The organism is Micrococcus terreus (genome assembly GCF_900116905.1).
Lineage (GTDB): Bacteria > Actinomycetota > Actinomycetes > Actinomycetales > Micrococcaceae > Citricoccus > Citricoccus terreus.
In genome coordinates this window covers 155,347-178,539 of record NZ_FPCG01000007.1, presented here as the reverse complement: position 1 = coordinate 178,539, position 23,193 = coordinate 155,347, and the positions used below count along the sequence as shown (strand labels likewise).

Here is a 23,193-nt window from a genome sequence, read left to right as displayed (position 1 = left end):
TCAGCTCGATCATGGGATCAGTCCCTTCAGGAGTGGATCAGGCGTCGAAGTCGACGACCAGTTCCTTGGAGGTCGGGCGGGTCTGGCAGGTCAGCACGTAGCCGCGCTCCACCTCGTCCTTCTCCAGGGCGTAGTTCTCCTCCATCTCGAACTCACCCTTGACCACCTTGGCCCGGCAGGTGCCGCACACGCCGCCGGCGCAGGCGAACGGGGTGTCCGGGCGCACGCGCAGGGCGGCGTTGAGCACCGTCTCGTGGGCGGAGACCGGGGACTCGATCGAGGAGGAGAGCCCGTCCAGGCGGAACTCGATGGTGTAGTTCTCACCGGAGGGGTCGGCCACCACGGCACGGCCCTGCTGGCCCTGCGGGCGATCGGGCTGGCCGGTGGTGAACAGCTCGAAGCGGATCTTGTCCTCCGGGACGCCGCGCTTGGCCAGGGTGTCCCGGCACATCTGCACCAGCTCGAACGGGCCGCACAGGAACCACTCGTCGGCCTCGGTCACCCGCACCACATGGTCCAGCAGCTCGTCCAGCTTGTCCTGGTCGATCCGCCCGGACATCAGGGGGCTGATCCGCTGCTCGCGTGAGAGCACGTGGTGCACGGCCAGGCGGGAGGGATACTTGTCCTTCAGGTCGCCCAGCTCCTCGGAGAACATGACGTCCATGGCGGAGCGGTTGGCGTAGACCAGATCGAAGGTGGAGGTGTCCGAGGCGCGCAGCACGGCCTTGGCGATCGACATGATCGGGGTGATGCCCGAGCCGGCGGCGAAGGCGACCAGGTGGACGTTGGCCTTGCCGGCCACCTCCTTCTCGGCCAGCTTCTCGGCGTCGTTCATGGAGGTGACGTTGACCTTGGAGGTGAACGCGCCCTGCGGGTTCATCACCTCCATGCGGTCCCCGGCCTTGAGGTTCTCGTTGGCCCAGGTGGAGAACAGCCCGCCCAGGTCCTTCTTGATGGCCACGCGGATCTCACCGGGCTTCGGGTCGGTGCAGATCGAGTAGGAGCGGCGCACCTCCTGGCCGTCGATCTGGGCGCGCAGCGCCACGTACTGGCCGGGAACGTAGTCGTAGTCGTCCTGCAGCTGCTCGGGGATGGCGAAGGCCACCTCCACGGAGTCGGCGGTCAGGCGCCGGACCTCGGCGACCTCGAGCTCGTTGAACGTGGCACGGCGGCGGCCGGTGGTCTCTGTGGTCTCAGTCATCAGTGCACCTTGAAGTAGTCGAAGGGTTCCAGGCAGTCCTGGCAGGTGTACAGCGCCTTGCAGGCAGTGGAGCCGAACCGGGTCAGCTCCTGGGTCTTGAGCGAATGGCAGCGCGGGCACTTCACGGCCAGCCCCATCCGCACCGGTCCGGCCGCGGCCTTCCCGGTGGGCGGAGCGATCCCGTACTCGTTGAGCTTGCGCTTGCCGTCCTCGGTCATCCAGTCGGTGGTCCAGGCCGGCTGCAGCACCAGCTCCACCTCCACCTGGTCCCAGCCCTCGGCCTTCAGAGCGGAGCTCACATCATCGGTGATGGTCTCCATGGCCGGGCATCCGGAATAGGTGGGGGTGATCACGACGACGGCCCGGTCGCCTTCCACGCGGGCCTCCCGCAGGATGCCCAGGTCGGCGATTGACAGGACGGGGATCTCCGGGTCGTTCACCCGGGCCGCGGCGTCCCAGACGCGAGCGGCATCCGGGTCCTGCGGGCGCAGCTCGTGGTGGGGGACCTCAGCGTCCGGCGAGCCGGACGCCTCCGGTGCGGGGCCGTCGTCGGGAAGGCCTTGCGACCGGCGCAGCTGGGCGGTGCGCCGGTCCATCTCCTGGGCGCCCAGGATCTGCTCGGTGATGTCACCCAGGACCTCGCGGGAGTCCCGGACGGGGCGGGGGCTGGAGCTCATGGTGGTCACCTCACTGGATCAGGGCGCTCAGGGGATGTGGACAGGACAGGTCAGGTCAGAACGGGACAGCTCACCACGTGGCGCCGGGATGCTGGCGCGCGAGCACCTGCATCTCGGTGAGGATGTGACCGCGGTGCTCGGAGAACTCGCCCGAACGGTCACCGCCCCAGGCGCCGTCCACGGCGGGCACGCGCAGCTCGGCCTCGGCCAGGATCGCCTCGATCCGGCGGTCGAAGTCCTCACGCAGGGAGGAGGGCAGCACGGCGATCCCCTGCTCGGCCAGGCGGGTGAGCAGCTCATCGTCGGCGAAGAGCTCGTCCACATAGGGCCACATGTAGAACAGGGCCTTCTCCATGCGGCGGTGGGACTCCTCGGTGCCCTTGCCCAGACGCAGGGTCCACTGGGAGGCGTGGTCCTGGTGGTACTGGATCTCCTTGAGCGCCTTGTCCGCGATGGCGGCCAGGGTCTCGTCCTTCGACTCCACCAGACGGCGGTACAGCTCGTACTGGTAGTAGGAGAAGATCAGCTGCTTGACGATCGTCTGGGCGAAGTCGCCGTTCTCCTGCTCCACCAGACGGCAGGAGCGGAACTCGTGCTCGTCACGGAAGTAGGCCAGGTCGTCCTCGGTCTTGCCCCAGGCGGTGCCGGCGTAGGTCAGAAAGAACCGGGCATGGCCGAGCAGGTCCAGCCCGATGTTGCCCAGGGCGATGTCCTCCTCCAGCTCCGGGGCACGGGAGATCCACCAGCCCAGGCGCTGGGCCAGCATCAGGGCGTCGTCACCCAGGTACAGCGCGTAGTTGGCCACATCCTCCGAGGCCGTGACCCCGGACGCGCCGATCTCCTCGGCGGTGATGGCGATGCCGGCGCTCTGCTTGGTGGCGGAGTCATGGGATGCGAAGCTCACAGGTGCTTCACCCCTTCACTCTTGGTGTAGTACGTGGCGTGGCGGTAGCTCTTGCCCTGGGCCGACTCGAAGTAGCCGCCCTTGGAGTCCGGGTCCGAGGAGGAGATGACCTCCGAGGGGACCACCCACACCGAGGTGCCCTCGTTGCGCCGGGTGTACAGGTCACGGGCGTTGCGCAGGGCCATGGTGGCGTCCGGGGCGTGCAGCGATCCGGCGTGGACGTGGGACAGGCCGCGCGAGGAGCGCACGAAGACCTCCCACAGGCCCCAGGCGGTCTCGCCCTCGGGCTCCGGGGCGGTGGCGGCCATGGTCAGTTCTTCAGCGTTCTGGCTGCTCTGCTGCTGGGTCATCTCTCAGGCTCCGATCAGGGCGGTGTCGGCGGTCTGCTGAGCGGCAGCCTCCTTGCGGGCGTACTCGGCGGCGGCCTCACGGACCCAGGCGCCGTTCTCATGGGCCTGGCGGCGGCGCTGCATGCGCTGGACGTTGCACGGGCCCTTGCCGGCGATCACGGACTTGAACTCGTTCCAGTCCAGCTCGCCGAAGTCGTAGTGGCCGCGCTCCTCGTTCCACTTCAGGTCCGGATCCGGCAGGGTCAGGCCCAGGGCCTCGGCCTGCGGCACGATCATGTCCACGAAGCGCTGGCGCAGCTCGTCGTTGGAGAAGCGCTTGATGTTCCAGGCCATGGACTGACGCGAGTTGGGGGAGTCATCGTCCGGCGGGCCGAACATCTGCAGGGCCGGGCCGTAGAAGCGGTTCACGGCGTCCTGGGCCATCTGCTTCTGCGCAGGGGTGCCGTGCGAGAGCTCGAAGAGGATCTCCCAGCCCTGGCGCTGGTGGAAGGACTCCTCCTTGCAGATCCGGACCATGGCGCGGCCGTACGGACCGTAGGAGGCGCGGCACAGCGGGACCTGGTTGGCGATCGCGGCGCCGTCCACGAGCCAACCGATGGCACCCATGTCAGCCCAGGTGCGAGCCGGGTAGTTGAAGATCGAGGAGTACTTGGCCTTGCCGGAGAGCAGCTGCTGGTTCAGCACGTGGCGGGGAGTGCCCAGGGTCTCGGCGGCCGAGTACAGGTACAGACCGTGGCCGGCCTCGTCCTGGACCTTGGCCATCAGGATGGCCTTGCGCTTCAGGGAAGGTGCCCGGGTGATCCAGTTGGCCTCGGGCTGCATGCCGATGATCTCGGAGTGCGCGTGCTGGGAGACCTGACGGACCAGGGTCTTGCGGTAGCCCTCGGGCATCCAGTCGCGAGGCTCGATCCGGGAGTCCTCGGCGATGACGCGGTCGAAGTACTCCTGACCGGCCTGCTCCTCAGGGGTCTGGACAGCGGAGAGATGTCCGCCGGCGGTGTTCGTTGCGGCCATGATGTTCACCTCACGGGGAGAAGGGGTGTCAGGCGGCTGCCCGACCGGTGAGTCAGGGGTCAGTGGACGCGACGACAGCGCGATTTACTGACCGTTCGTTCAGGATATGGGTCGGTGTGAGGTGCGTCAAGCCCTGGGCCGAACCTTCCTGCCCGTCCTGCCCGTGACGTGGGGGCGTCATCCAGGGCACACTGGGCAGACCCGCACTTGACGCAGGTCACACTGGTGGGATTACCTAATGATCGGTCGGTCGGTTATGAACGGAGTCCCCCTGTGTCTGAGAGCATCACCCGGTCCGTGCACCCCTTGATGGGGCAGGACCCCGCCGCCGACTGGCTCGGCATCGAGGTCGAACATGCTGAGTACGGGCAGGTCACCATGCACATGACCGTGCGTGAGGAGATGCTCAACGGATTCGGGATCGCCCATGGCGGGATGGTCTTCGCCTTCGCCGACACCTGCTTCGCCTGGGTCTGTAACGACCCTGAGGGCGACGGCTCCACCATCACCGTGGCCCAGGGTGTGGACGTGAACTTCATGTCCTCCCCGCGCGCCGGCCAGCGTCTGACTGCCGTGGGCCGGGTGGTCGCCCAGACCGGCCGCAGCGGACTCTATGACATCGAGGTCACCGACGACGCCGGTCATCTGGTGGCACAGTTCCGCGGCCGCAGCCGCACCATCCCCCGCAAGGGCTGACCTCAGCCCCCTGCCGCCCAGCCGCCACCAGACCCCAGAACCCCCACGCCGAGGAAGTGCCCACCATGACTGAATGCTCCGTCCCCAACCCGTACACCCCGTCACCCATCCCGGCCGACCGCTCGGTCCCGGACGCTGAGGAGACGATGAGCCGGGACCAGATCGAGTCCCTGCAGTTCGAGCGTCTGAACTGGGCGCTGCACCACGCCTACGAGAACGTCCAGGCGTACCAGGAGCTCTTCGACGGGCACGGCGTGCATCCCGGTGACTTCAAGGAGCTCGAGGACCTCAAGCTCTTCCCGTACACGGACAAGGAGTTCCTGCGGAAGGCCTACCCGTTCAAGTCCTTCGCCGTGCCGATGTCCGAGATCCGGCGCATCCACGCCTCCTCCGGCACCACCGGTCAGCCCACCGTGGTGGCCTACACCGAGAACGACCTGGACACCTGGGGCACCCTGGTGGCCCGCTGCTTCCGGATGGCCGGCGTCCAGCCCGGCATGAAGGTCCACAACGCCTACGGCTACGGCCTGTTCACCGGCGGACTGGGCGCCCACTACGGCGCCGAGCGGCTGGGCTGCGCCGTGATCCCGATGTCCGGCGGCCAGACCGAGAAGCAGGTGCAGATGATCCGGGACTTCGAGCCCGAGGCGATCCTCTCCACCCCCACCTACCTGCTGACCATCGCCGACGGCTTCAAGAAGATGGGGCTGGACCCCAAGGAGTCCTCGCTGAAGACCGCCGTCCTGGGCGCCGAGCCCTGGACCGAGGAGATGCGCCGGGAGATCGAACAGACCTTCGGGATCGACGCCTGCGACATCTACGGCCTCTCCGAGGTCATGGGTCCGGGCGTGGCCGGCGAGTCCCGCGTGACCAAGGACGGCTCGCACATCTGGGAGGACCACTTCCGCCCGGAGATCATCGACCCCTTCACCGACGAGGTCTTGGAGACCGGACGTCCCGGAGAACTGGTGTTCACGGCGCTGACCAAGGAGGCGCTGCCGATCATCCGCTACCGCACGCACGACCTCACCCGCCTGCTGCCTGGCACCGAGCGCCCCGGTCACCGCCGCATGGGTCGGATCACCGGCCGTTCGGACGACATGATCATCCTGCGCGGCGTGAACCTGTTCCCGTCCCAGATCGAGGAGCTGGCGCTGAACATTCCGGCGTTCTCCCCGCACTTCACCCTGGAGATCACCCGTCCGAACCGGATGGACCAGATGACGGTGAACATCGAGCGCCGTGAAGAGGTCACCGTGGAGGTGGCTGAGGAGGGTGCCAAGAAGCTGGTGCATGAGATCAAGACCAAAATCGGCTCCTCCTGCACCATCAAGGTCTGCGAGCCCGGCTCCCTGGCCCGCTCCTCCGGCAAGCTGCGCCGCGTCTACGATCTGCGCGACAACGGCTGACCCGCACCTGCCTGCCGTGCTGCCACGTGGGCCAGGCCGTCCCCGGTCTGGCCCACTGAGTGATATACAGGGACGTCTGCCCTAAGACCAGAGGACCGAACCCCCGATGACCGCCACTGCCACACCCCCTGACAGCACGGACTCCCCCCGGCGCGGCCGACCCGGCTATGACCGAGAGACCCTGATCCGCGTCTGCGTGGAGGTCTTCAACGTCCACGGCTACGACGCCACCTCCATGGGGATGCTCGCCAAGCACCTGGGCATCTCCAAGTCCGCGATCTACCACCACGTGGACTCCAAGGAGGCGATCCTCGACCACGCGGTGACGGACGCACTGGACGCCCTCGAGGCATGCCTGGACGGCGTGGCGGGCAACGGGGCCGACGCTGGCGCGCAGGTCGAGGAGGGCATCCGCGGCACGCTCAGTGTGCTGGTGGAGAAGCAGCCCGAGGTGACCCTGCTGCTGCGCCTGCGCGGGAACTCGGCGGTCGAGCTGGCCGCCGTCGAGCGCCGCCGTGAGCTCACCCGGAGACTAGGTGACCTACTCGAGGCCGCCCAGGCCACCGGTGCGGTGCGTACCGACGTGACCTCGCACAACCTCGCCCGCCTCGCGCTCGGGATGATCAACTCGATCGTGGACTGGTACCGCCCGGGCCGTGGCGTCCCCGGCGAGCAGGGCGCGGGCAAGATGATCGACGCCGTCACCGGCGTGGTGCTCGGGGGCCTGCGGGGCTGAGGATCCTCAGTCCTCGGCGTCGAGCGCGGCGAGCACGTCGGCCACGATCGCGGCCGCACAGCCCTCCGCTTCCGCAGACACCCGCCGTCCGCGTCGGACGGGGCCACGACCACCGTCCGGGCGCCGTCCTGCACGGCTGTCAGGTGGGCTTAGACGGACCCCTCCTGAGCCGGGAGCGGCATGTACGCAGTGAAGGGGGCACCGGCTTCGAGGTGGGCCCGCCGCCGGTGGAGGCGGAGGCGCCGCCCGTGCTCTCCGTGGAACCGTCGGTGGCGGGGGTATGCGTCAGGGCCGCCCGATGCGCGGTGCGCACCGGGCGGCCCCTGATCCGTCAGTGGAGGAGGTCAGCCGAGCGGGGTGTCCTTGTCGTCCAGGTTCCAGTCCTCCACCGGGCCGAGGTTCTCCCCGTCCGGCCCGTAGCGGTAGAAGCCCTGGCCGTCGGCCACACCGCTGTGGCCCTCGGCGATGCTCTTCTCGAGCAGCTCAGCGAAGCCGCGCTGCCAGTCGACGCCCGTGTTGCGGGAGACGTTGGCGGCCACGTGGAAGCCCACGACGTCGTAGGTCTGGAACGGGCCGCGCTCGTTGCCGGTGGCCACGCGCCAGGTGCGGTCGATGTCCGCCGGGTTGCCCACTCCGTGCATGTACAGCTTGGAGCCGGCCTGCAGCCACGGGATGAGCAGGGAGTTGAGGAAGTAGCCCGGGATCTCCTTGCGCACGTGCACGGGGACCATGCCGGTCTCCTCGGCGAACTGCAGGGCTCCCGCGACGGCCTCCGGCGAGGTCGCGGCGGTGCCCATGACCTCGGCGGTGTTCTGCGCCCAGATGCGGTTGGCGTAGTGCAGGGCCAGGAAGCGCTCCGGATGGCCGCTGGCGTCGGCGAAGTCCGAGGGCAGCAGGGAGGAGGTGTTCGTGGCGAACAGGGTCGTGGCGGGGGCGAGCTCGCCCACCTGGGCCCACACCTTGCGCTTGAGCTCCAGGTTCTCCGGGACGGCCTCGATCACGATGTCCGCATTCGCCAGGGCCTCGCCGAGGTCCGAGGTCGGCGTGATGCGGGCGAGGGCGTCGTCGAAGCGCTGCGGGTCGTAGCCCTCCCCGAGGTCCGCTTCGTAGCCCTGACGGATCCAGGCCCAGCGCCGGTCGATCCCCTCGATGGCGGCAGGGACGGCGTCGTAGGCCATGACCTTCTTGCCGTGGTACGCGGCCTGCATGATGATCTGGGAACCCAGCACGCCGGTCCCCAGTACGGCAACCTGCTCAAAACGTGTGAAATCGGACATGTGTGTCGACCTTCTTCTCTCGCGGTCTGGATGGGACATGCAGGAGAACGCCCCAGGCGCGCTCCTTGTTCCCCGACGTGACGACGGGCCGCCCGGTGCGCGGGGTACGCACGGGACGGCCCGTCGGGGCAGGGACACTCAGCCCTGGGAGGCCTCGGACGAGGCCATCGGCCAGGTCTTGGACACGAGCGTCAGCACGTCGTACTGGGCGCAAAGCTCGTCCTTCTGGTTGTGGATCTGGCAGTCCCAGGCCACCTCGCCGTACTCGTCGGTGACGCGCGGGGTGATCTTCTTGGCGGTCAGCGTGACGCGGATGGCGTCGTCGTAGGTCACCGGGGTGATGAAGCGCAGGCTCTCCAAACCGTAGTTGGCCAGCACCGGGCCCGGATCCGGGGCCACGAACAGGCCGGCCGCCCAGGAGACGAGCAGGTAGCCGTGGGCCACCCGGCGAGGGAAGAACGGGTTGGCCATGGCGGCCTCCTCGTCCGTGTGCGCGTAGAACTTGTCCCCGGTCTCCTCGGCGAAGTCGGTGATGTCCTGCAGGGTGACGGTGCGCAGCTCGGAGGCGAACTGGTCACCGATCCGCAGGGTCTCCAGCGACTTGTAGAACGGGTGCTCACCGCGGCCTGCCTCCACGTCCTCTCGCGTGACGGTGTTCGCCTCCGCGCCCCGGTGCCAGATGCCGGTGATGGAGGTCAGCATGTCCGGGGAACCCTGGACGGCGGTGCGCTGCATGTAGTGCTTCACGGCGCGCACGCCGCCGAGCTCCTCGCCGCCGCCGGCCCGGCCCGGACCACCGTGGACCAGGTGCGGGACGGGGGAGCCGTGCCCGGTGGAGGTCTGGGCGGTCTGCCGGTTCAGCACGTGCACGCGGCCGTGGTGGGCGCCGATGCCGGCGAGGAACTGGGAGGCGACCTCGCCGTCGTTCGTGCACACCGTGGCCACCAGGGAGCCTGAGCCCAGGGCGGCCAGACGCACGGCGTCGTCGATGTCCGTGTAGCCGATCACCGAGGTGACCGGACCGAAGGCCTCGACCATGTGGACCTCGGGGGTGTCCGAATCCTCGAAGGAGAGCAGCGTGACCGGGTAGAACGCACCGGCGTCCAGGGCAGGATCGGCCTGGCCTGCGGCCTCGGGCCCGCCCAGGCGGACGGTGCCGCCGGCCTGCATGAGCTTCTCGACGGCGGCTCCCACCTCCCGCTGCTGGTCCTTGGAGGCCAGCGGGCCCATGGTGGCACCCTCGGTGCGCGGATCGCCCAGCACCACCTTCTCGGTGACGCGCGCGGCCACGGCGGTGACGACGTCGTCGACCCGATCCTGGGGGACGATCACCCGGCGCACGGCGGTGCACTTCTGACCGGCCTTGGCGGTGATCTCCACGAACACGGCCTTGATGAACGCCTCGAACTCCGGGGTGTCCTTCGTGGCGTCCGGGCCGAGGATGGCCGCGTTGAGCGAATCGGTCTCGGCGGTGAAGCGCAGACCGCCCTCCTGCACGGAGGGGTGGCGGCGCAGCGTGGCGGCGGTGCCGGCCGAACCGGTGAACGCCACGTGGTCGCGGTAGTCCAGGTGATCCAGCAGATCCCGGGCCGAGCCGGAGATCAGCTGCAGGGAGCCCTCGGGCAGGATGCCGGAGTCCAGCATCAGGCGCACGCACAGCTCGGTGACATAGCCGGTGGGGGTGGCGGGCTTGACGATGGTGGGCATGCCGGCGATGAACGAGGGCGCGAACTTCTCCAGCATCCCCCAGACCGGGAAGTTGAAGGCGTTGATCTGCACGGCCACACCGGGCATCCGGGAGTACACGTGCTCGCCGATGAACGAGCCGTCCCGGGAGAGCATCTCCACGTCCCCGTCCACGATCACGTTGGCGTTGGGCAGCTCGCGCCGACCCTTGGAGGAGAAGGTGAACAGGGTGCCGATGCCGCCGTCGGTGTCGATGGCGTGGTCCCGCTGGGTGGCACCCGTGGCGAAGGAGAGGTCGTACAGCTCCTGCTTGTGCTCGGTGAGGTAGGTGGCCAGCTCCTTGAGCTTGAGGGCGCGCTGATGGATGGTCAGCTCGCCCAGCGCCTTCTGGCCGACGGTGCGAGCGTGCTCCACGGCGGCGGCGATGTCGATCCCGTCCGTGCTCACCCGCGCCACGACCTCGCCCGTGGAGGCGTCCGTGACCTCGGTGACCTTCTGGGGGTCCTGCGGGCTCCACCACTGGCCGGCGATGAAGCTGGGCAGGATCTGGTCCGAGGCGGTCTGGGCAGGGCTGGAAGCGGTGGTGGTCACGGGTGCTCCTTCGATCCACAGCTGCGTGGAGAGACGACGTGTCTGAGATGCCTGACCGATCGGTCAGTATTTGTGGTCCACCATAACGCAGATCACAGCCCCCTGTCAGTGCTCCGGGCACAGTGACTACCCGGGGGGCATGCTCCGGACCATGTTCCACGCCATGATCCACCGCGCTACCGTCACCCAGGCCGATCTGCACTACGTGGGGTCGGTGACGGTGGACCAGGACCTGCTCGACGCCGCCGGGATCCTGCCGGGAGAGCTGGTGAGCATCGTGGACGTCACCAACGGGGCACGACTGGAGACCTACACGATCGCGGGGGAGCGCGGCACCGGTGTGCTCGGCATCAACGGCGCTGCCGCGCGGTTGATCCACCCCGGGGACATCGTCATCCTGATCGCCTACGCCCAGATGGAGGACGCCGAGGCGCGCACCTTTCAGCCCTCAGTGGTGCACGTGGACGCACAGAACCGGATCGTGGAGCTGGGCTCTGATCCGGCCGAGGGGCTGCTGGACGGCGTGGCCCGCCCGCCGCAGTCTCGCCGACTGGATGAGGCCCAGGCCGACCTCTGAGTCCGGACCCCGGACCCCGGACCCCGCACGCAACTGGCGGTCGGTCATCACTCTCATTCCCTCAGATTCGAGGGGATGCCGGTGATAACTGACCGCCAGATCTATGGGGGGTTCAGGGGAGTGGTTCAGCCCTGGTCGCCGTAGTCGTAGAAGCCCTTGCCGGTCTTGCGGCCCAGCTCTCCGCGCGCCACCATGTCACGCATCAGCTGCGGTGGGTCGAAGCGCTCGCCCAGCTCGGAGGCCAGGTACTCGGCGATCCCCAGGCGCACGTCCAGGCCCACGATGTCGTTCAGCGCCAGCGGGCCCACCGGGTGCTTGTAGCCCAGGACCATGGCGTTGTCGATGTCCTCCGGCGCGGCCACGCCCTCCTCGACCATGCGGATGGCCTCCAGTCCCAGGGCCACCCCCAGGCGCGATGAGGCGAAGCCCGGGGCGTCGTTGACCGAGACGGGGGTCTTGGAGATGCCCGCCACCCACTGCACGGCCAGGTCCCGCAGCTCCTGCCCGGTCTTCTCGCCGTTGACGATCTCCACCAGCTTGGAGGCCGGCACCGGGTTGAAGAAGTGCAGACCGCAGAACCGCTCCGGGCGGGAGAGCTTCTCGGCGATCCGGTCGATCGACAGGGACGAGGTGTTCGAGGCCAGCCAGGCGTCCTCGCGCAGGTGCGACTCCACCGAGGTCAGCGAGGAGACCTTGAGGTCGAAGTCCTCCGGCACCGCCTCGATCACCAGGTCGCACTGGGCGAAGTCGGCCTGGTCCAGCGAGAGCGTGAGGTTCTGCGCCCACACGTCCAGGTTGCCGTCGATCGCCCCGCGCTCCAGGGACTTGGCCAGGTCGCGCTCGATCCGCTCCTTGGCGGACTCGGCGGCCTGCGGATCGCGCTCCACCACGGTGACGCGCGAGCCGGAGATCAGGAAGGCGTGGGCGATGCCCGCCCCCATGCGGCCGCCTCCCAGGACCCCGACGACGGCCGGGACGGTCCCTGGCTTCGGTGCAGGTGAGGCGGTGGTCGAGGTCGAATCGGTGCTCATCGGTTCTCCTGGGGTCACGGGGTCGGGGGTCACTTCTTGGCGCTGCGGTCGAGGAAGGCCTGCATGCGATCGAACTTGGCCTCGGACTCGAACAGGATCGCCTGGGCCAGCTCATCCACGTGGGGGTGGGCCTCGCGGGGCATGTGGAACACCCGCTTGGTGATCCGCACGGCCAGCGGGTCCTGCGCGCCGATCCGGTCAGCCAGGGCGTGCGCGCCGTCCAGCAGCTCGGCGGACTCGTGCAGCTCGGTGACCAGGTGCAGGTCCAGGGCCTCTTGGGCGGAGAGGATCCGTCCGGTCATCAGCAGCTCCAGGGCCACCGGCTCGCCGATCAGCTCCTTCAGCCGCCACATGGCACCGGCGGCCGCGGTGATGCCCAGTCCGGCCTCGGGCTGTCCCATCTTCAGGGTGGGGGTGGCCAGGCGGAAGTCCGCGGCGTAGGCCAGCTCGGCACCGCCGCCCAGGGCGTAGCCGTCGATCGCTGCGATCACCGGCAGCGGCAGGCGGTGGATGCGGTCGAAGATCTGGGAGTTCACGCCGCGCAGGGCATCGTCCCGGCGGCGCTCGCGCAGCTGGCCGATGTCCGCGCCGGAGGCGAAGATGCCCTGCATCGTCCCGCTCTTCCTGTTCTCCACCTCGGTGCCGGTGATGACCAGCACGCGCGGGTTGCGCTCCAGCCATCCGCACAGGGCATGGAACTCATCGACCATGGTCTGGTCGATCGCATTGCGCACGCCCGGGCGGTCCATGAACGCGACCACACGGTCCGGGCGGTCGGCCGTGGCCTCGATCCGCAGGGCGGAGAAGCCCTCGGTCAGTTCGGCCAGGCCGGGGAAGTGCTGGTCAGGGGTCTGCTCTGGCTGGTCGGACATGCTCAGACCTTCTCCACCAGCATCGCGGCACCCTGGCCCACGCCGATGCACAGGGTCGCCAGGCCCTTGTCCGCGCCCTCGGCCTCCATGCGGCGCAGCAGGGTGACCAGGAGGCGAGAACCGGAGGAGCCGAGCGGATGGCCCAAGGCGATGGCGCCGCCGTCGTTGTTCACGATGCTCGGGTCCAGGCCCAGGCGACGCATGCTGCCCAGCGACTGCGTGGCGAAGGCCTCATTGAGCTCGACCGCGCCGAGCTGGTCTGCGGTCCAGCCACTGCGGGCGAAGGCCTTCTCCGTGGCCGGGACCGGGCCCAGGCCCATGATCTCCGGGGCCAGGCCGGCGCTGGTGGCCTCGACCACGCGGGCGCGGGCCTTCAGGCCGTACTTCTCGGCGGCGCGCTCGGAGACCACCAGGATCGCGGAGGCGCCGTCGTTCAGGGAGGAGGAGTTGCCGGCGGTGACCACGGAGCCGCCCTTGACCACGGGGCGCAGCTTGGCCAGCACCTCGGGGGTGGTGCCCTCGCGCGGACCCTCATCGGTGTCCACCACGGAGGTGGCGCCCTTCTTGCCGGTCACCGTCACGGGGGTGATCTCCTGGGCCAGGCGGCCCTCGGCGATCGCGGCCAGGGCCTTGGCGTGAGAGCTCACGGCGAATTCGTCCGCGTCCTCACGGGAGATGTTGTCCACGCGGGCCACCTCCTCGGCGGTCTCCGGCATGGAGAAGGTGAACTTGTCCCCGAACTCCTCGCTGGTGAAGCGCGGGTTCACGAAGCGCCAGCCGATGGAGGTGTCGAAGGTCTCTCCGGGCCTGGCGAAGGCGGTGGTGGGCTTGGCCGTCACCCAGGGGGCGCGGGACATGGACTCCACGCCGCCGGCGACCACGATGTCCGCCGCGCCGGCCTTGATCATGAAGGTGGCCATGGCGATGGCGCTCATGCCCGAGGCGCACAGTCGGTTCACGGTGATGCCCGGGACGGTGTCCGGGAAGCCGGCCAGCAGCCAGGCCATGCGCGCCACGTTGCGGTTCTCCTCGCCGGCACCGTTCGCGTTGCCCAGGATCACCTCGTCGACGTCGGCCGGATCGATTCCGGCATCGGTCACCACCTGCTTCACCACCAGGGCGGCCAGATCGTCCGGACGGACGGAGGACAGGGCACCGCCGTAGCGTCCGACGGGGGTGCGGGTTCCTCCGACGAGGAAGGCCTGGGGCTGTGAGGACATGAGGTGACTCCTTAAGTGCGGCAGCAGGGGAGACCGCACGATTTACTGACCGAGTGTTCAGGAATCAGTATTCCGCGCGGATGTGATCCGGGTCAATCCATGGCAGGACCGCGTCATCATCTGACCGGACCGCAGTCAGGGCCCGGTGCGCTTCTGGAGTCCATCCTCCGTCGAGACCCTCGCCGAGTCCAGTACCAATGAGTCATCACTGATAATTGATCCGGTATGAATCAGGGGTGGTCCGAGCTGGTCGACTGGTGCGGTGCGCCCCTCAGAGGCTCTTGCCCTGATTCACCATTCCCTGCATGAACTCGGCCACGACCTTCTGCGAGATCGCCACGTCCAGCACGAACACGCTGTCCTGATCGGTGGCCAGCCAGTCGGTCAGGTGCTGCAGGTCAGCCAGGGTGGTGGCCTTCACTCCCTCGGCGCCCAGGGCCCTGCCGAGCGCGGAGAAGTCGACCTCGTCGATCAGCATGGCCGCATCATGCAGGCCCTTGGAGGCGTACTGGTGCAGCTCGGCGCCGTAGGCGGAGTCGTTCAGGGCCACCATCACGCCCCGGCGGGTGGTGCGGATGAAGGTCTCCAGGTCCGCCAGGCCCATCAGTCCGCCGCCGTCTCCGGTGATGTGCACGGTCAGCCGGTCCGGGCGAGCCACGGAGACCCCGGCCGCCGAGCCCAGCCCCAGGCCGATGGACTGGAACGCGGTGCCCACCATGACCAGGGCGTGCGGATCCGGGACGGAGAGGTACATCGGCGCCCAGCCCAGGAAGTGACCCCCGTCCATCACCACGGACCGGTCCTGAGGCAGGATCTGCTCCAGGGCGGCCACCACGGCGCGGGGGTTGAGCCGTCCGTCTGGACCGAACTCGGTGGGATCCTCCACCGGCTCCGCCCCGCGGAAGTCCGCCGAGGCGACCTCCGGGACCTGCTCACGCCAGGTGAGGGAGCCGGCGTCGGGACGGTCTGTCTTCTCCTGCACTGTCTGCACAGACTGCTCCACTGCCTCCAGCAGCGCCTCCAGGAAGGTGCCCAGGTCAGCGTTGACGTGCTCGTCCACGCGCTCGTGGTGCAGGCCGGGCTCGTTGTCCACGCGGATCACGTGGGCGTCCGGGCCGAACAGGGTGCCGTGGCGCATCTGGAACGGGTTCAGCGAGGCGCCGGCCACCAGGACCACGTCCGCCGTGTGCGCCACCTCCCAGCGGTGCGTGCGCATGAAGCCGCCGGCGATCCCCAGGTTCCAGGGGGAGTCCACGGTGTTCGAGGCCATCACGGTGGTGACGAACAGTCCGCCCAGCAGGTCGCCGATGCGCTGGACGGTCTCTCCCGTACCGGACATGGGCACGCCGCGGCCGACCATCAGCAGCGGGCGCTCGGCGGCGAGGAGTCGCTCCGCCACAGCTTGCACCTGCGGCGGGACCGGCGGGTGCTGCGGCTTGGGGGCGAGCGGCTCGAGGGGGACGGGGTCGGTCAGGGGTGCGGTGGAGTGGTCATAGGGGAGGGAGAGCACCACCGGCTGGACGGTCTGCGCGGCGAGGTCGAAGGCGCGGTGGGCCATCGCCTCGGCGTTCTGCGGGGTGGCGGTCAGCGTGGTGACGCCCACGGCCGAGACTGCCTGGACCTGGTCGATGTCGAAGAACCGGGGCCCGGTGGACGGGGCGTCGCCGACCACCAGGACCAGCGGGATGCGCGCCAGCCGGGCCTCGGCCAGGGCGGTGTAGGTGTTGGTGAATCCGGCGCCGTACGTGGTGGTGGCCACGCCCACGCCGCCGCCGGCACGGTGGAACGCGTCCGCCATGGTCACGGTGGCCGACTCGTGCCGGGCCGAGGTGAAGGGAAAGCCCCGCTCGGTCAGGGAGCTCACCAGGTGGGCGTTGCCGTTGCCCATCAGCCCGAACAGGTGGTCGGCGCGCTCGGCGATCACATCCGCCACGGCCGTGGAGACGGTGCGCGGCGCGTGGTCCGGGGTGGGAGCGGGGGCCATGCCGTCCACGGGGGCGGTGGCGGTGACGGCGGTGTCCGGAGTGGTCTCGGGCGCTGCGGGGGATTCAGGCATGCTCCGATGGTGGTGGTCAGGGGTGCAGGAGGGCAAGTGAACTCGTGGTGGGTGCGCAGAATGCTGTGCGATGGGCCATGAGGGTGTCAAGATGTCACCTATGAGCACTCCTGAAGCCCGGATCGATGCCCTCGACGCGCGCCTGCTGCTCGCCCTGGACGCCGACCCCTTCGCCACAGTGGTGGCCCTGGCTCAACGGCTGGGCGTGGCCCGCAACACCGTGCAGACCCGGCTGCGCCGCCTCGAGGCCAGTGGGGCGCTCGCCGAGGTCACCCGCCGCGTCACCCCGGAGGCGCTGGGCTTCAGTCTGACCGCCTTCCTCACCGTCTCCATCCGCCAGGGCCAGCACGACGACGCCCTGGCCGGCCTGCGTGCGATCCCGCAGATCATCGAGATCCACGCCACCACCGGCGACGCCGATCTGCGCGTGCGGGTGGTCGCCCGGGACACCACGGACCTCTACCAGGTGACCAATCGGATCGTGGACGCACCGGGCGTGCTGCGCACCAGCACCAGCATCTCGCTGCAGGAGATCATGCCGCTGCGCCTGGCCGGTCTGCTCGAGGAAGCCGCTTCCCGCCCCTGATCACGTGTACGGCGGAGACAGGTTTCACCGGCGTGTCCCTGTCTGGATCGTTCACGTGATCCGAGCGAGGGAGGGAAAGAGGGAGAGAGGGGGAGGGGACGACGACGGCCCGGTCACCTTCCAGCGGAAGGTGGCCGGGCCGTCGTCGGGCAGGGATCAGAGAGCTGTGTCGAGGGGGGCCTCGTCGTGCTCGCGATCATGGGTGTGCAGGTCTCGGTCCTGGATGGACTTGGGGACCATGGACACGGCGATGAGGGAGATCAGGGCCAGCACGGCGATGTAGACGCCGATCGACCAGGAGACCCCGGTGTTGTCCAGCAGCAGCTGGGCGATCAGCGGGGCGAACGCGCCGCCGATGATGGAGCCCAGTGCGTAGCCGATGGACACGCCCGAGAAGCGGATCTTCGCGGGGAACATCTCCGCGTAGAGCGCCGACTGCGGGCCGTAGGACGGGCCCAGGCCGAGCGTCAGGACCACGATGGCCAGGGTGAACAGCACCAGGTTGGCGGTGTCCAGCAGGAACCACATGGGGATGGCCCAGAGCACGATGATGCCGTAGCCGATCTGGAAGGTCAGCACACGGCCGATCTTGTCCGAGATCCACCCGCCGAACATGGTGAACACCAGCCAGCCCAGTCCGCCGATCAGGGCGGCGACGAGCGTCTCGGTGCGAGCCATGCCCAGTTCACGGGTGCCGTAGGAGCTGAAGAACGCGATCACCAGGTAGCCGGCGGCGTTGTTGGCGGCGAAGATCAGCGCGGCGAGGATGACCTCCTTGGTGTGGCCGCGGAACAGATCGCCGAGCGGGGCCGAGGCCTCGGCCTTCAGGTTCTGCATCTCCTTGAAGACCGGGGACTCCTCCACGGAGCGGCGGATCCAGTAGCCGACCACGATCAGCACCACGGAGAACAGGAACGGCACGCGCCAGCCCCACTCCAGGAACTGCTCGTCGGACATGAAGGTGGACAGGCCGAACATGAACAGCGTGGCCATGATCATGCCCAGCGGCACGCCGATCTGCGGGTAGGAGCCGAAGAAGCCGCGCTTGCCCACGGGGGCGTGCTCCACGGACATCAGGGCGGCGCCGCCCCACTCGCCACCGGCCGAGAAGCCCTGGATCAGGCGGAGCAGGATCAGCAGGACCGGGGCCCAGAAGCCGATGACGGCGTAGGTGGGCAGCAGGCCGATCAGGGCAGTGGCAGCGCCCATGCCGACCAGGGTGAAGACCAGCACGACCTTGCGGCCGAACCTGTCGCCGATGTGACCGGCGATGATGGCGCCCAGCGGACGGACCAGGAAGGAGATGCCCAGGGAGGCCCAGGAGGCGATCTGCGCACCGGTCTCACCCATGGGGGCGAAGAACAGGGGAGCGAGCACCAGGGCGGCGGCCTGGGCGTAGATGAAGAAGTCGTACCACTCGATAGTGGTGCCCACGAGCGTGCCCGCGAGGACCTTCTTCTCCTCGCGAGTGCGACGTGCCGGGGGCATCGCGGTGGTGGATGGGTGGGCCATGGAGCCTCCAGGATGATTCAGCTCGTCAACGAATGACGGGCGGACAGCGGGGATGACGGTGCGGTGTCCGGGCCGAGGCCTGGGCGAATGATGACGCGGTCGGTGCGGGGTGCGACGGTCGAATTAGTGACCGACCGATCGGTCATGTAGAGACACTATGCACGAAAGTGACCCGGTTCACAACCATTCGGACCTGACGATCCCGAATCGAGATCCGTTCCTCAGCAGGTTCCTCAGCCGGTGGCTCAGCGCCGGCCCGTCATGACCTCGGCGATCTGTGCCACGCACGGCTCGTTCTGCAGGCTGGTGGTGTCGCCCAGGGTGCTGCCCTCGTAGAGCTGGGTGAGCAGACGCCGCATGATCTTCCCGGAGCGCGTCTTGGGCACATCAGGGACCACGACGACGTCACGCGGCTTGGCCACGGGCCCGATCACCCTGCCGACGTGGCCGCGCAGGGCCTCGGTGAGCTCAGTGTGGTCGGCGCCCTGGGGCAGGGCGTCCTCGCGGACCACCACGAACGCGACGGCGGCATGGCCCGTCTTGGCATCCGGCACCGGGCAGACCCCGGCCTCCACGACGGCCGGATGGGCCACCAGGGCCGACTCGATCTCGATGGTGGAGAGGCGGTGCCCGGAGATGTTGATGACATCGTCGATCCGGCCCAGGATCCAGATGTCCCCGTCCTCATCGGTCTTCGCGCCGTCTCCCGCCAGGAACCAGCCGCGGTCCGCGTACTTCTCCCAATAGGAGGTGTAGTACCGCTCCGGATCGCCCCACACGGTCCGGGCTATGGCCGGGCCGGTCCGGGTGACCACGATGTACCCCTGCTGTCCCTGCGGAACCGGCCGGCCGTCGTCGTCCACCACCGCCGTCTCCACCCCGGGAAGGGGACGGGACCCGCACCCCGGCTTGAAGCGGGTGTCCGTGGGGCGGGGGGAGAGGACGGTGGCGCCGGTCTCGGACTGCCACCAGGTGTCCACCATGGGCACGCCGGCGCCGCCGCAGGCCAGGGCATCCCGGCCGATCTGGGTCCGCGCCCAGGTCCACGCCTCCGGATTGACGGCCTCACCCACGGTCCCGATCAGACGGATGCTGGACAGGTCCCAGCCGCCCTGCTCCGGGGTGGGGATGCCCTCCGGGAACCAGCCCATCAGTGAGCGGATCAGCGTGGGTGCGGTGTAGTACGTGGTGACGCCGTAGCGCTCGATCACCTCGAAGTGCCGGCCGGGGTGCGGCGCGTTCGGCACCCCCTCGTAGATGACCTGGGTGACGCCGTTGGAGAGCGGCCCGTAGATCTCATAGGTGTGCGCGGTGACCCAGGCCAGATCCGCGGTGCACCAGTGGACGTCCTGCTCGCGCTGCGCCGGGTCCGGGTGGGAGAAGAGCAGGTCGTAGGACCAGCTGGCCTGCGTGAGGTAGCCGCCGGAGGTGTGGACCAGTCCCTTGGGCTTCCCGGTGGTGCCGGAGGTGTACATGATGAACAGCGGCGTCTCGGCGGGGAAGGCGCGCGCGGTGTGGGTCTGCGGCTGGCGGTCCACCAGCTCGTGCCACCAGAGGTCGCGTCCGGGGGTCCAGGGGATCTGCTCGGCCTCGGGCGTGGTGGGGGCGCTGTGGCCGGTGCGGTCGATCACCAGGACGTGCTCGATGCCGTTCTGACCGGACACCGCCTCGTCCGCGTTGGCTTTGACCGGAACGGCCTTGCCGCGGCGGAACTGACCGTCCGTGGTGACCAGGAGCTTGGCGCCGGTGTCCTCCACGCGGAACTTCAGCGCCTCCGCGGAGAACCCGCCGAACACCAGCGAGTGCACCGCCCCGATCCGGGCGCAGGCCAGGGTGATGACGATCGTCTCCACCAGCACGGGCAGGTAGACCACCACGCGGTCGCCCTGGGTGATGCCGAGCTCCTCGAGCGCGTTCGCGGCCTGGGCCACGCGGCGCTGCAGGTCGGCGTAGGTCACCGTGAGGCGGTCGCCGGGCTCGCCCTCGAAGTGCAGGGCCACCTTGTCCCCGCGTCCGGCGGCGACGTGCCGGTCCACGCAGTTCTCCGCCACGTTCAGCTCGCCGCCCTCGAACCAGCGGATGTCCGGACCGCGCCGGGTCTGCGGGTCCGGTGCGGTGCGGGAGTGGGCGGTGTGCCACGGGGTGCGCCAGTCCAGCCGCCGGGCGGCCGCCTCCCAGAACGCGATCCGGTCGGCCTCCTCGACGGGCTGGCCGTCACCACGCCCGCCGTGGAGCAGGTGGGCGGGGCGGCCCGGGTGGACGTCCGGGTCGGCGGCGTGGACGACGGCGGCCGGCAGGGGACCGGGGGCGGGCTCCGGCGCGCGGGGGGCGGGGGAGGGCTCCGGGGTGCTGGGTGCGGAGGAGGGGGCAAACGCTGCCTCGGGTGCGGCGGGGAGTGCCGCCTCAGGTGCGTGCTCAGGGGACATGGCTTAGACCTCGATTCCATCGGTCCTGGCGGCGCCGTCCCGGTGGCCTCCGGCGGCCGGGGTGAGGCCGTGGTGGTCTCGGTGCGCCAGGTCCTCCGTTTGCTCGGGAGGGGTTCCGGCGGGGTGCGGGGACGTGATCTGACGGGTCAGGGCGGCCGCACCCACGAAGAGCGCGAACACCACCAGGAACAGGCTGAGGCCGGTCAGTCCGAATCCGGCCAGCCAGGGCCAGAGGGTCACGGTGGCCGCGAGCAGCGCGCCCGCGACGATCAGGGCGGTCACGCCCCGCTGCCGACGGCGTCCGGCTCCCACCACCGTCCACCGTCGCTGCACGAGGGTGACCACCACCAGTCCCGCGAGGTTGGCGATCATCCCGACCCACACCGGGTGCACGCCCAGGAAGAACTGCTGGGGGCTGAATCCGGAGGCGGTGTACCAGCCCAGGCCGGCGCCGAATCCGGCCAGCAGGGCCGTGATAGCGGCGGACCGGGTGGCCAGCGGCCAGAAGAACGCGGCCATCACGGGGGCGAAGGTGGCCCCGTTGCGCAGGGTCCAGGCCATCACGTTCCACCATGCCGACTGTTCGGTGCGCAGCAGGGCGAAGAGGACCATGACCACGGTCAGGCCCACCAGGGCCCACCGCGTGTAGCGGACCAGCTGCGCCTCGGTTGCCCGGGGGTTCACGGCCGAGCCAAGGTCGCGCCCCAGGGACGTGGCCCCGGAGAACTGGCATGGCCCGGCCCAGCCCAGGGCGCAGGCCCACAGGCCCACGAAGAACACCCCGGCGGCCCAGGCGGGCAACACACCGGTGATGTACTCCGGGATCGCCACGAGCGGCAGGGGCGCCCCGGGGACCACCATGGCCGCGGCCACGCCGATGAACACGCCCAGCAGGATCAGGGGGATGCCCATGACCGCGGCTCGGTACAGCCCTCGCTGGCCGTCCTCCGGCGTCCGGGCGGACATGGACATCTGGAAGGCCGCCTGTGCCAGGGGGACGTTGACGATGAAGGTGCCGAACCAGGCCACGATCAGCGAGACCCCCGCATTGGACAGCTGGAACATCTCCGGGCGCGTGTCGCTGAAGGCGGCGATCCCCCCGGCTCCGGGTGAGACCGCCAGCGCCCACACGCCGACCACGAACATCAGCCCGATCATCAGGACGTTCATGGTCTGGCTGAAGGCCACCGACCGCATGCCGCCGGTGGTCAGGAAGGCCAGCAGCACCACGGCGGTGGCGGCCACGGCCAGCGGCAGGGACAGTCCGGTGACCACGTGCAGCGCCGAGGCGAAGGCGATGGTGGTGGCCACGGAGTACATGGGGAACGTCAGGCCGGTGATGATCGAGCCGATGGCCTTGGCGCCGCGGCCGAACCGATCGCCGATGATCCCGGTCACCGTGACCACGAGCTTCTCGCGCAGCGGCTTCACCAGCAGCAGCGCGATCAGCAGCACCTGGACGGTCTCGGCCACCCCGTACCAGACAGCGGACACCCCGGTGCGGTAGCTCAGCTCCACGATCGCGATGTAGGAGGATCCGGAGAACAGTCCGGTGATGCAGAACGCCACCGTCCACGGGCTGAAGGTGCGTCCGCCCACGAAGAACCCGCCCTGGCCGGTCTCCTGCCGGCGCACGGCGATCCGTCCCCCGACCACCAGCCAGGCGGTGTAGACCACGGCCAGGCCGATCGTCCACAGTCCCACGGCGGTCATGCGCGCGCTCCGATCGTGACGGTCGGCCCGGTGGATCCGGTGGAGGGTGCATCGGCGTTGACCAGGGTCAGGACCGGCTCCGGCGCGTCCTGGGGGAGCCGCTGCGGCTCGTATCCGCAGGCGGAATTGCAGGCGCCCTCGGCGTCGTGCTCCACGGTGCGCTCCGCGAAGGACCATGCGACCTCCAGGTCCACGTGCGCGTCGCGGAGCAGGTTGACGGCCGGACAGGAGTGCTCGACGTCCGCGGCGAACTGCCGCAGGACGGCCGGATCGGTCTGCGGGGTGCCGATGCAGACCTGGAGCCGGAAGGTGTGGAAGTAGGGCTGGACGTCGGCGGTTCCGGCCAGTCCGCGCTGGTCCTGGCGGGCGAGGGCGTAGGTGTGCACCCCGGTGAGCTCCAGGCCGCGCCGCTGCGCGAGCTGGTCGATCACCACGGTAATGCACGCCCCCACCGAGCCGGCGAGGTACTCCATGGGCGTGGGCCCCTCATCGCGGCCGCCGATCCGCTCCGGCTCGTCTACGGTGAAGGTGAAGTCTCGGACCGCCACCCGGGTCTGTTGGCGCCCGGTCCAGGTGCCGGCGGCCCGCAGCGTCTTCGACGCGTCCTCCCGAGGGGCCTCGGGGAAGCGGTCATGGGAAGTGGAGAGCATGGGTGGTTC

The 23,193-nt window shown here is 69.4% G+C and carries 20 protein-coding genes; 5 read left to right on the top strand and 15 right to left on the bottom strand.

What is annotated here, in order from left to right; genetic code table 11:
- Positions 1-37: 37 nt before the first annotated feature.
- The 5 genes from paaE to paaA form a co-directional block, all read right to left on the bottom strand.
- A complete protein-coding gene (gene paaE, locus BM355_RS09800) occupies positions 38-1,201 on the bottom strand; it encodes a 1,2-phenylacetyl-CoA epoxidase subunit PaaE (RefSeq protein ID WP_091697850.1) in 1,164 nt (387 codons plus the stop codon).
- Positions 1,201-1,797: a 1,2-phenylacetyl-CoA epoxidase subunit PaaD gene (gene paaD / locus BM355_RS09795; protein ID WP_091697902.1), complete on the bottom strand. Its 597-nt coding sequence runs from the start codon at positions 1,795-1,797 to the stop codon at positions 1,201-1,203. Before paaD ends, paaE begins: the two co-directional genes overlap by 1 nt.
- Positions 1,798-1,948: 151 nt before the next feature.
- A complete protein-coding gene (paaC, locus tag BM355_RS09790; protein ID WP_091697847.1) occupies positions 1,949-2,782 on the bottom strand; it encodes a 1,2-phenylacetyl-CoA epoxidase subunit PaaC in 834 nt (277 codons plus the stop codon).
- Entirely contained in the window at positions 2,779-3,090 is a 312-nt protein-coding gene (gene paaB, locus BM355_RS09785; protein ID WP_091697899.1) for a 1,2-phenylacetyl-CoA epoxidase subunit PaaB, read from the bottom strand. Before paaB ends, paaC begins: the two co-directional genes overlap by 4 nt.
- A gap of 45 nt (positions 3,091-3,135) precedes the next feature.
- Positions 3,136-4,146, bottom strand: coding sequence for a 1,2-phenylacetyl-CoA epoxidase subunit PaaA (paaA, locus tag BM355_RS09780; RefSeq protein WP_091697845.1), 1,011 nt, complete (start codon positions 4,144-4,146; stop codon positions 3,136-3,138).
- A 309-nt stretch (positions 4,147-4,455) separates the two neighbouring features.
- Here paaA and paaI point away from each other — a divergent pair, with 309 nt between their 5' ends.
- The 3 genes from paaI (at position 4,456) to BM355_RS09765 (ending at position 6,987) form a co-directional block, all read left to right on the top strand.
- A complete protein-coding gene (gene paaI, locus BM355_RS09775) occupies positions 4,456-4,842 on the top strand; it encodes a hydroxyphenylacetyl-CoA thioesterase PaaI (protein WP_091697896.1) in 387 nt (128 codons plus the stop codon).
- A 65-nt stretch (positions 4,843-4,907) separates the two neighbouring features.
- Positions 4,908-6,251 carry a phenylacetate--CoA ligase family protein gene (locus tag BM355_RS09770; RefSeq protein WP_177227912.1) on the top strand — a complete coding sequence of 448 codons (1,344 nt, stop codon included), beginning with the start codon at positions 4,908-4,910 and terminating at the stop codon, positions 6,249-6,251.
- Between the two features lie 106 nt (positions 6,252-6,357).
- Positions 6,358-6,987 carry a TetR/AcrR family transcriptional regulator gene (locus BM355_RS09765; RefSeq protein ID WP_091697841.1) on the top strand — a complete coding sequence of 210 codons (630 nt, stop codon included), beginning with the start codon at positions 6,358-6,360 and terminating at the stop codon, positions 6,985-6,987.
- 344 nt (positions 6,988-7,331) lie between these two features.
- On the opposite strand, the gene BM355_RS09760 is transcribed toward BM355_RS09765, so the two are convergent.
- Positions 7,332-8,264 carry a 3-hydroxyacyl-CoA dehydrogenase gene (locus BM355_RS09760; protein WP_091697838.1) on the bottom strand — a complete coding sequence of 311 codons (933 nt, stop codon included), beginning with the start codon at positions 8,262-8,264 and terminating at the stop codon, positions 7,332-7,334.
- 138 nt (positions 8,265-8,402) lie between these two features.
- Positions 8,403-10,541, bottom strand: a complete 2,139-nt coding sequence (gene paaZ / locus BM355_RS09755) for a phenylacetic acid degradation bifunctional protein PaaZ (protein WP_091697836.1) — start codon at positions 10,539-10,541, stop codon at positions 8,403-8,405.
- 139 nt (positions 10,542-10,680) lie between these two features.
- Between paaZ and panD the strand changes: the two genes are divergently transcribed.
- On the top strand, positions 10,681-11,118 hold the full coding sequence (panD, locus tag BM355_RS09750) for an aspartate 1-decarboxylase (protein WP_091697833.1): 438 nt from the start codon (positions 10,681-10,683) through the stop codon (positions 11,116-11,118).
- A 125-nt stretch (positions 11,119-11,243) separates the two neighbouring features.
- On the opposite strand, the gene BM355_RS09745 is transcribed toward panD, so the two are convergent.
- From BM355_RS09745 to BM355_RS09730, 4 genes are all read right to left on the bottom strand, one after another.
- Entirely contained in the window at positions 11,244-12,149 is a 906-nt protein-coding gene (locus BM355_RS09745; protein WP_091697831.1) for a 3-hydroxyacyl-CoA dehydrogenase family protein, read from the bottom strand.
- Positions 12,150-12,178: 29 nt separating this feature from the next.
- The gene (locus tag BM355_RS09740; protein WP_091697829.1) at positions 12,179-13,021 is read right to left on the bottom strand and encodes an enoyl-CoA hydratase/isomerase family protein; all 843 of its coding nucleotides are present in this window, start codon (positions 13,019-13,021) and stop codon (positions 12,179-12,181) included.
- Positions 13,022-13,023: 2 nt separating this feature from the next.
- Complete coding sequence (locus tag BM355_RS09735; RefSeq protein ID WP_091697827.1) at positions 13,024-14,241, bottom strand: thiolase family protein; 1,218 nt, start codon at positions 14,239-14,241, stop codon at positions 13,024-13,026.
- Positions 14,242-14,512: 271 nt separating this feature from the next.
- Positions 14,513-16,297, bottom strand: coding sequence for a thiamine pyrophosphate-binding protein (locus tag BM355_RS09730; protein ID WP_245760722.1), 1,785 nt, complete (start codon positions 16,295-16,297; stop codon positions 14,513-14,515).
- Between the two features lie 100 nt (positions 16,298-16,397).
- On the opposite strand from BM355_RS09730, the gene BM355_RS09725 reads away from it, so the two are divergent.
- On the top strand, positions 16,398-16,883 hold the full coding sequence (locus tag BM355_RS09725; protein ID WP_091697825.1) for an Lrp/AsnC family transcriptional regulator: 486 nt from the start codon (positions 16,398-16,400) through the stop codon (positions 16,881-16,883).
- Positions 16,884-17,039: 156 nt separating this feature from the next.
- On the opposite strand, the gene BM355_RS09720 is transcribed toward BM355_RS09725, so the two are convergent.
- The 4 genes from BM355_RS09720 to BM355_RS09705 form a co-directional block, all read right to left on the bottom strand.
- Complete coding sequence (locus tag BM355_RS09720) at positions 17,040-18,395, bottom strand: MFS transporter (protein ID WP_177227911.1); 1,356 nt, start codon at positions 18,393-18,395, stop codon at positions 17,040-17,042.
- 245 nt (positions 18,396-18,640) lie between these two features.
- Positions 18,641-20,821, bottom strand: a complete 2,181-nt coding sequence (gene acs / locus BM355_RS09715) for an acetate--CoA ligase (RefSeq protein WP_091697819.1) — start codon at positions 20,819-20,821, stop codon at positions 18,641-18,643.
- Positions 20,822-20,824: 3 nt separating this feature from the next.
- Positions 20,825-22,534 (bottom strand): sodium:solute symporter family protein, encoded by a 1,710-nt coding sequence (locus tag BM355_RS09710; protein ID WP_091697816.1) that lies wholly within the window; start codon positions 22,532-22,534, stop codon positions 20,825-20,827.
- The gene (locus BM355_RS09705) at positions 22,531-23,184 is read right to left on the bottom strand and encodes an OsmC family protein (RefSeq protein WP_091697813.1); all 654 of its coding nucleotides are present in this window, start codon (positions 23,182-23,184) and stop codon (positions 22,531-22,533) included. Before BM355_RS09705 ends, BM355_RS09710 begins: the two co-directional genes overlap by 4 nt.
- Positions 23,185-23,193: the final 9 nt, after the last annotated feature.